8 protein-coding genes and 4 pseudogenes are annotated in these 6374 nt (G+C 51.4%); 10 read left to right on the top strand and 2 right to left on the bottom strand.

All coding sequences use genetic code 11. The annotated features are described in order from the left end of the window. The 5 genes and pseudogenes from C0K55_RS22745 to C0K55_RS22730 all read left to right on the top strand — a co-directional run. Positions 1-836: pseudogene (locus tag C0K55_RS22745) on the top strand (ParB/RepB/Spo0J family partition protein); the annotation flags it as partial. A 67-nt stretch (positions 837-903) separates the two neighbouring features. After that, positions 904-1338: a conjugation system SOS inhibitor PsiB gene (psiB, locus tag C0K55_RS22740; protein ID WP_105267043.1), complete on the top strand. Its 435-nt coding sequence runs from the start codon at positions 904-906 to the stop codon at positions 1336-1338. Then, positions 1335-2121: pseudogene (locus C0K55_RS22735) on the top strand (plasmid SOS inhibition protein A). Before psiB ends, C0K55_RS22735 begins: the two are co-directional and overlap by 4 nt. Before the next feature lie 149 nt (positions 2122-2270). Continuing rightward, a pseudogene (locus tag C0K55_RS26770) lies at positions 2271-2423 on the top strand (DUF5431 family protein); the annotation flags it as partial. Beyond that, positions 2368-2490, top strand: a complete 123-nt coding sequence (locus tag C0K55_RS22730; RefSeq protein WP_223163518.1) for a Hok/Gef family protein — start codon at positions 2368-2370, stop codon at positions 2488-2490. The pseudogene C0K55_RS26770 and the gene C0K55_RS22730, both read left to right, overlap by 56 nt. Before the next feature lie 296 nt (positions 2491-2786). Here C0K55_RS22730 and C0K55_RS26395 read toward each other — a convergent pair. Further along, positions 2787-3097 (bottom strand): annotated as a pseudogene (locus C0K55_RS26395) (hypothetical protein); the annotation flags it as partial. 69 nt (positions 3098-3166) lie between these two features. On the opposite strand from C0K55_RS26395, the gene C0K55_RS26390 reads away from it, so the two are divergent. The 3 genes from C0K55_RS26390 (at position 3167) to C0K55_RS22715 (ending at position 4620) form a co-directional block, all read left to right on the top strand. Beyond that, a complete protein-coding gene (locus C0K55_RS26390; RefSeq protein ID WP_105264094.1) occupies positions 3167-3373 on the top strand; it encodes a single-stranded DNA-binding protein in 207 nt (68 codons plus the stop codon). Positions 3374-3396: 23 nt separating this feature from the next. Further along, entirely contained in the window at positions 3397-3693 is a 297-nt protein-coding gene (locus C0K55_RS22720) for a hypothetical protein (protein ID WP_105267067.1), read from the top strand. 105 nt (positions 3694-3798) lie between these two features. Continuing rightward, positions 3799-4620, top strand: a complete 822-nt coding sequence (locus C0K55_RS22715; protein WP_063097562.1) for a DUF932 domain-containing protein — start codon at positions 3799-3801, stop codon at positions 4618-4620. Positions 4621-4898: 278 nt separating this feature from the next. On the opposite strand, the gene C0K55_RS22710 is transcribed toward C0K55_RS22715, so the two are convergent. Beyond that, a complete protein-coding gene (locus tag C0K55_RS22710; protein ID WP_105267019.1) occupies positions 4899-5351 on the bottom strand; it encodes a transglycosylase SLT domain-containing protein in 453 nt (150 codons plus the stop codon). Between the two features lie 182 nt (positions 5352-5533). On the opposite strand from C0K55_RS22710, the gene C0K55_RS22705 reads away from it, so the two are divergent. Then, positions 5534-5884 (top strand): hypothetical protein, encoded by a 351-nt coding sequence (locus tag C0K55_RS22705; protein ID WP_236942617.1) that lies wholly within the window; start codon positions 5534-5536, stop codon positions 5882-5884. 97 nt (positions 5885-5981) lie between these two features. Next, complete coding sequence (locus tag C0K55_RS22700; RefSeq protein WP_307723284.1) at positions 5982-6173, top strand: TraY domain-containing protein; 192 nt, start codon at positions 5982-5984, stop codon at positions 6171-6173. The last annotated feature ends 201 nt before the right edge of the window (positions 6174-6374 follow it).

Below are 6374 nucleotides of genomic sequence, written 5' to 3'. Positions count from 1 at the left end.
TGCGTGCCGGAAGCGGTGTGGTGGTGTCCTGGCGTTACGGCAATGTGTGTGTCCAGCGTGGTGTGCAGTTGCGCAGTGAAGATGACGTGGCTGACGACGCTGACCGCACGGAACAGGTGCAGGAAAAAGCGTCAGTGGAGGAAATCAGTCTGCCACTGCTGACGAAAATGTCTTCCGAACGCACGCTGGCAGTCCAGGCGGCACTGATGCAGCAGCCGGACAAATCCCTGGCACTGCTGGCATGGACGCTCTGCCTGAATGTGTTTGGCAGCGGAGCTTACAGCAATCCCGCAAAAATCCGCCTGGAATGTGAGCATTATGCGCTGACCAGCGATGCGCCCTCGGGGAAGGAAGGTGCCGCATTCATGGCGATGATGGCAGAAAAAGCCCGTCTTGCAGCCCTGCTGCCGGATGGATGGGCACGGGACATGACGACGTTCCTGTCACTCAGTCAGGAGGTGCTGTTGTCCCTGCTCAGTTTCTGCACCACGTGCAGCATCCACGGCGTTCAGACCCGCGAGTATGGTCGCACGTCACGCAGTCCGCTTGACTCGCTGGAAACGGCTATCGGGTTCCACATGCGCGACTGGTGGCAGCCAACCAGAGGGAATTATTTTGGAGCGTTAAAAAAACAGCAGATTATCGCTGCCCTGAATGAGGCCGGACTGTCCGGTGCCGCACGGGATGCGGAGAAGATGAAGAAAGGCGATGCGGCTGAACATGCAGAGTTCCATATGAAAGACAACCGCTGGGTGCCTGGCTGGATGTGTGCGCCACGTCCACAGGCAGAGACGGAAACCACGGAATACCGTGGCAACCAGGCCGATGCCGCCTGACCGCCAGTTATAAACCATTTATCACGCCGCCCCGCCGGAGACGGGCGGCAGCAAGGGAGATACCGTGATGAAACCTGAACTGACCCTGAATGTATTACAGACCATGAGCGCACAGGAATACGAAGATATCCGGGCTGCCGGAAGTGATGAACGTCGTGAGCTGACACACGCCGTGATGCGGGAGCTGGATGCGCCGGACAACTGGACGCTGAACGGCGAGTACGGCAGCGAGTTCGGGGGCTTTTTCCCCGTCCAGGTCCGTTTCACACCTGCCCACGAACGTTTCCACCTGGCGTTATGTTCGCCGGGTGATGTCTCTCAGGTCTGGGTGCTGGTTCTGGTGAATGCCGGTGGTGAGCCGTTTGCGGTGGTTCAGGTGCAGCGGCGGTTTGCACCGGAAGCTGTCAGCCATTCACTGGCACTGGCGGCGTCACTGGATGCGCAGGGGTACAGCGTTAACGACATCATCCATATCCTGATGGCGGAAGGAGGTCAGGTATGAGCGCACGTTCACAGGCACTGGTTCCTCTCAGCACAGAGCAACAGGCCGCATGGCGGGCGGTGGCGGAGACAGAAAAACGCCGCCATCAGGGAAACATGCTGGCGGAATATCCGTATGCGGGGGCATTTTTCCGCTGTCTGAACGGAAGCCGCAGGATTTCGCTGTCTGACCTGCGATTTTTCATGCCATCCCTGACCGCAGAAGAACTGCGCGGTAACCGTCTTCAGTGGCTGTATGCCGTCGATGTGCTGATTGAAACACAGGGCGAGGTCTGCCTCCTTCCCCTTCCCGGTGATGCGGCAGAGCGGTTGTTCCCGTCGGTGCGGTTCCGTGTCAGGGAACGCAGTCGCCATAAATCCGCGCTGGTCATGCAGAAGTACAGCCGTCAGCAGGCACGGGAGGCAGAGCAGAAAGCCCGTGCGTACCAGGCGCTGGTTGCTCAGGCTGAAATCGAACTGGCATTCCATTCACCGGAAACAGTCGGAAGCTGGCATGCCCGCTGGAGTGACCGGGTGGCAGAGCATGACCTGGAAACCCTGTTCTGGCAGTGGGGCGAGCGTTTTCCGTCACTGGCCGGAATGGAACGCTGGCAGTGGCAGGATATGCCATTCTGGCAGGTCATCGCAGAGGCTGGTATGGCAGCAAGGGAGGCCGGTCATGCTGTCCGTGAGATGGAACGGTGGATGGTGCCGAACAAACTCCGGGAGGCGGCGTGATGCGGCAACAATCACACGGATTGCCCGTGAACTGGCTGAACGACCAGATTATTTTCAGGGAAAGTGAGTGTGGTCAGCGTGCAGGGATATGGGCTATGATGTGCCCGGCGCTTGAGGCTTTCTGCCTCATGACGTGAAGGTGGTTTGTTACCGTGTTGTGTGGCAGAAAGCAGAAAGCCCCGTAGTTAATTTTCATTAACCCACGAGGCCCGCTGTATGTCTCATCCACGTCAGTATGGCCTCTTACCGTGCAAATTGCAAGGAGGAGTAAACCATGAAACTACCGGGAAATGCCCTTATCTGGTGCGTATTAATCGTGTGCTGCACGTTGTTGATATTCACACTCCTGACCCGGAATCGTCTGTGCGAAGTCCGGCTGAAGGACGGATACAGGGAGGTTACGGCAAGTCTGGCTTACGAATCCGGCGGTAAGTAGCAACCCGGAGGCGGGCGCAGGCCCGCCTTTTCAGGGCTGATGCTGGTCTGACTGCACTGAAGCGCCTTTATAAAGGGGCTGCTGGTTCGTCCATTTTCCGGCAGTCCCTTTTTCCTTACTGGCATTGTGCGGGCATGAACAACCAGACTGCCGGGAAGGCCGTTTCCCTTCGGGAACGGGGATGAACGCGCGCCTGCGGCGCCCGTTCTTCTCCCCCGCCTTCTCTGGTTATGGCCAGTCAGAAATCACATCAGCTTCCCTGTGATTATTCTCTTTTCCCTCCTGTTCTGATTACTGCTGCCCTGATTACTGTCTGTTTTGTTGTTCTCCTGCTTATGCCTTTTCCGGGCGTCCCCCTGGCGGGGCGGGCTGTCGTGAACGGAGCCAGCGGAGCTGTCTCCGCCCTGGCGGGCTTCCATCCCTGACGCGAAACCCCGGGCTTGCAGCGACCGGAACGGTCGCGCCGCCTCTGTCGCGCCGTGGCCTGCGCTCCCGGCATCCCGGCATCCCGGCAAAAGGCCGCCGGGATGTGAGGGGCAACGCCGTTTCGCGCACGCGCTCTCCGTCGTTGCGGCGGGTCCCTGCCCGTTGTTGTGTCCGGTGCCATACACCCGTTTAAGCCCCTGTCGCCGGGGGCAAAGACAGCCACAACCGTCTCCGCCAGTCCAGGGGTGAAATGCACATCCCGCAAAACTTTTTGCCCGGAAGCAGGCAAAAACTTTTGCGGTCTGCCCCCGGACAGTCGTTTCCGGCCGTGGCAGTGATGCCCCTTGCGGCGAAGGTTCTCAAACGGGTGATGGTTAATACCGGAGGGAACAAACGGCAGGTCCCCGCAAAACGTCAAAACCGCGGCTCCCGAAACTCAACGGGTGATGGGGGCTGAAAACATCAGATGCAGGAGGAATTATGAGCGCATTTTCTTTTAACACCACTTATCAGCCAACCGGCGATCAGCAGAAGGACGCAATCGCACAAATCGACATCATGCAGAATCGTGCTGTTCAGGCAAATCTTGCATACCAGAGCAGCCTGGATGCGGAAACGCTGATGAAACAGTTAGGGCAAATCAATGATGAACTGGGGGCGCTGTTGGATAGCCTGGAAAATCACACGCCAGTTATCAGACAAAAAGCCAGTGATTTGAGTGCACTGATGATGCTTTTCAGCCAACAGGCCGGTCAGCCCATGACCAGTCCGGTGTGATGATTTTTCCCCTGATTGTTGTCGATTTGTTAATAATAATCAGGGGCAGGAAATTAAGCGAAAAAATTTTTGACTTATTTTTTCTTTCAGCGAGGAGTGAATATTATGCGACTGGCTTCCCGTTTTGGCCGATATAATTCCATTCGCCGTGAGCGCCCGTTAACGGATGACGAATTAATGCAGTTTGTGCCGTCTGTTTTTTCTGGTGACAAACATGAATCCCGGAGTGAGCGTTATACATATATCCCAACCATCAATATCATCAATAAGTTACGTGATGAAGGTTTCCAGCCGTTCTTTGCCTGTCAGAGTCGGGTTCGTGATTTGGGGCGTCGCGAATACAGTAAACATATGTTACGTCTTCGCAGGGAAGGGCATATTAACGGGCAGGAAGTTCCTGAAATTATCCTGCTTAATTCACATGATGGTTCATCCAGTTATCAGATGATCCCCGGAATTTTTCGTTTTGTCTGCACAAATGGCCTGGTGTGCGGGAATAATTTTGGTGAAATCCGCATTCCGCATAAAGGCGATATTGTCGGGCAGGTTATCGAGGGAGCATATGAAGTGCTCGATGTCTTTGATAAGGTCACTGATAATATGGAGGCGATGAAAGAAATTCATCTTAACAGTGACGAGCAACATTTATTTGGCAGGGCTGCACTGATGGTCAGGTATGAGGATGAAAATAAAACGCCAGTGACGCCTGAACAAATAATTACTCCCCGTCGTCGGGAGGATAAACAGAACGATCTCTGGACGACCTGGCAGCGGGTTCAGGAGAATATGATAAAAGGTGGATTACCGGGAAAAAGTGCCTCCGGTAAAAATACAAGGACAAGAGCCATTACAGGCATTGATGGTGATATCCGAATCAACAAAGCATTATGGATGATTGCCGAACAGTTCAGGGAGTGGAAGTCATGATAATATAAGTAAAGCCCCGAAAAATTTTTTCGGGGCTTTACTTATATTATCATTCTGCGGCATTGTTGTGTCGTCTGATATGTCTCAATTTCATCAACTGGCTTTCCGGTCGTCTGTAAATATTGTGCCCGCGAAAAATGGTCTGGCAGGAGGCTGCGCAGTTACCGGATATATATAAGATGGGTTCCCGCTTTGCGGGGCTTCGGCCAGTCAACATTATCACTCATATGATATTTTTGTGTGTGGCCTTCCATGCCGCTGTCGCGGCATAACATCTTTCAGTACCCTCGTTTGTTCTTTATATTGCGATAAATGTTCTGTATTTTTGTAGCATAAATTTTTCTGCGTCGTTCCTGTTCCTCTGTGTTGCGAAAACCGGCATTGTAAGCACCGACAGCCCGCCACGTTACGCCCCACTTTTTGAACGCTATTGCCAGGTAATACGCACCGGTATAAATATTCATGCACGGGTCTGTAACCAGGTGTTCTGGTTTTATTCCGTAACGTGACAACTCCTTAAAATGCTGGGAGTCGATTTGCATCAGGCCGGAGCCATATCCCGTAACAGGGTTAATGCCGATAGCATTAACCCTGTTACGGGATTCATGCCATGAAATCGCTCTCAGTAAATCGGGAGCTATTTTGTAATCTCTGCCAGCAAGTTCAAAACAGTCAGAGGAATATGTATTTCCTGCAAACATTATGAGGATAATGGCGATAATCTTATGCATGCATTTACTATTTATAGTGTCAATACTATGGCGTGAGCATGCCATTTTTGTGCTTTACAGGCAATGCCCCGAAATTCCGAATCAGCCCCGGGATGCTTTTTGCCTCATCTCTCCTCTGAAAGTATTTTCCTCACACAATAACGCGAGTTATTGATGTGTGCTCTCTAAGGCGTTTTAGTTTTATGTCTTATAATAAGATGTTATCAAAAGAATCTTCAACAGATAGTGTTCTCGAAAAGCCAGTCAGAGAATTTTCTGAACTTAATCCTCTTGATTTTCTCAATGACTCACAATGGTGTGCGCTTTGGCTATGTTTGATGGGATATTCTTATCGTGATATATCGAAAATTACAGGGAGAAATTTGAAAAATACAGCAGAGCTGCTTAATCGTTCATTTAGAACATTGAATGTACATACTTTAAAAAACTTTCTCTATATTTCAGGGCTGTATGGATGGGAAAGATATATACCCAAAACGATCCAACCAAAAAGTGTTACAAAACTATTAAAAATAACTAAAGCAACATGCTAGAAAACATTTTTGTAAAAATGACGGGTACAGGTGTACCCGTTTCGCTATTTGTTTTTTTCTGAAACAATATATCCATTAAGTTTTTGGGGGTGGGTTTATGAAAAGCTGTAGATCACGACATAAATCAGTATCGGTTGTAATGAGCGATGTTACAGCACAACGTCTTCATGAGGCCGCTAAGCGTTCAGGGCGTAAAGTCCGTCATGAAGCTATGTTGCGTTTAGCTCATAGCCTTAAACATGTCCCGGATATTGAGGAGATTTATTGGGAGATATTGAAGGAGAATTGATTTAGCCGTTTAAATCTTTGCTCAGTAAAGAGCCTCCGTAGCGGGAGTTTAAATATCAGCAATACTCTTTTGTCTTTTGCGGAGAAAGAGCTTCTTTTGCATTTGTTATGCCCTGTTATTTACGGGCAGGAACTTTTGCGCCCCGCAGACCGTATTTTCCGGTCACGATCGGATTTGCACCCGAGGGCGGTAGCGTGTCTG

Origin of the sequence: Escherichia sp. MOD1-EC6098 (assembly GCF_002965865.1) — a bacterium.
GTDB classification, from domain to species: domain Bacteria; phylum Pseudomonadota; class Gammaproteobacteria; order Enterobacterales; family Enterobacteriaceae; genus Escherichia; species Escherichia marmotae.
The sequence above is the reverse complement of the archived record's forward strand: the minus strand, read 5'-3'. Positions and strand labels throughout refer to the sequence as shown.

Coding starts and splice junctions, on each gene's coding strand:
- C0K55_RS22720 (WP_105267067.1), top strand. CDS start 3,397: ATGAGCGCATTTTCTTTTAACACCACTTATCAGCCAACCGGCGATCAG.
- C0K55_RS26390 (WP_105264094.1), top strand. CDS start 3,167: ATGCACATCCCGCAAAACTTTTTGCCCGGAAGCAGGCAAAAACTTTTG.
- C0K55_RS22710 (WP_105267019.1), bottom strand. CDS start 5,351: ATGCATAAGATTATCGCCATTATCCTCATAATGTTTGCAGGAAATACA.
- C0K55_RS22715 (WP_063097562.1), top strand. CDS start 3,799: ATGCGACTGGCTTCCCGTTTTGGCCGATATAATTCCATTCGCCGTGAG.
- C0K55_RS22700 (WP_307723284.1), top strand. CDS start 5,982: ATGAAAAGCTGTAGATCACGACATAAATCAGTATCGGTTGTAATGAGC.
- psiB (WP_105267043.1), top strand. CDS start 904: ATGAAACCTGAACTGACCCTGAATGTATTACAGACCATGAGCGCACAG.
- C0K55_RS22705 (WP_236942617.1), top strand. CDS start 5,534: ATGTCTTATAATAAGATGTTATCAAAAGAATCTTCAACAGATAGTGTT.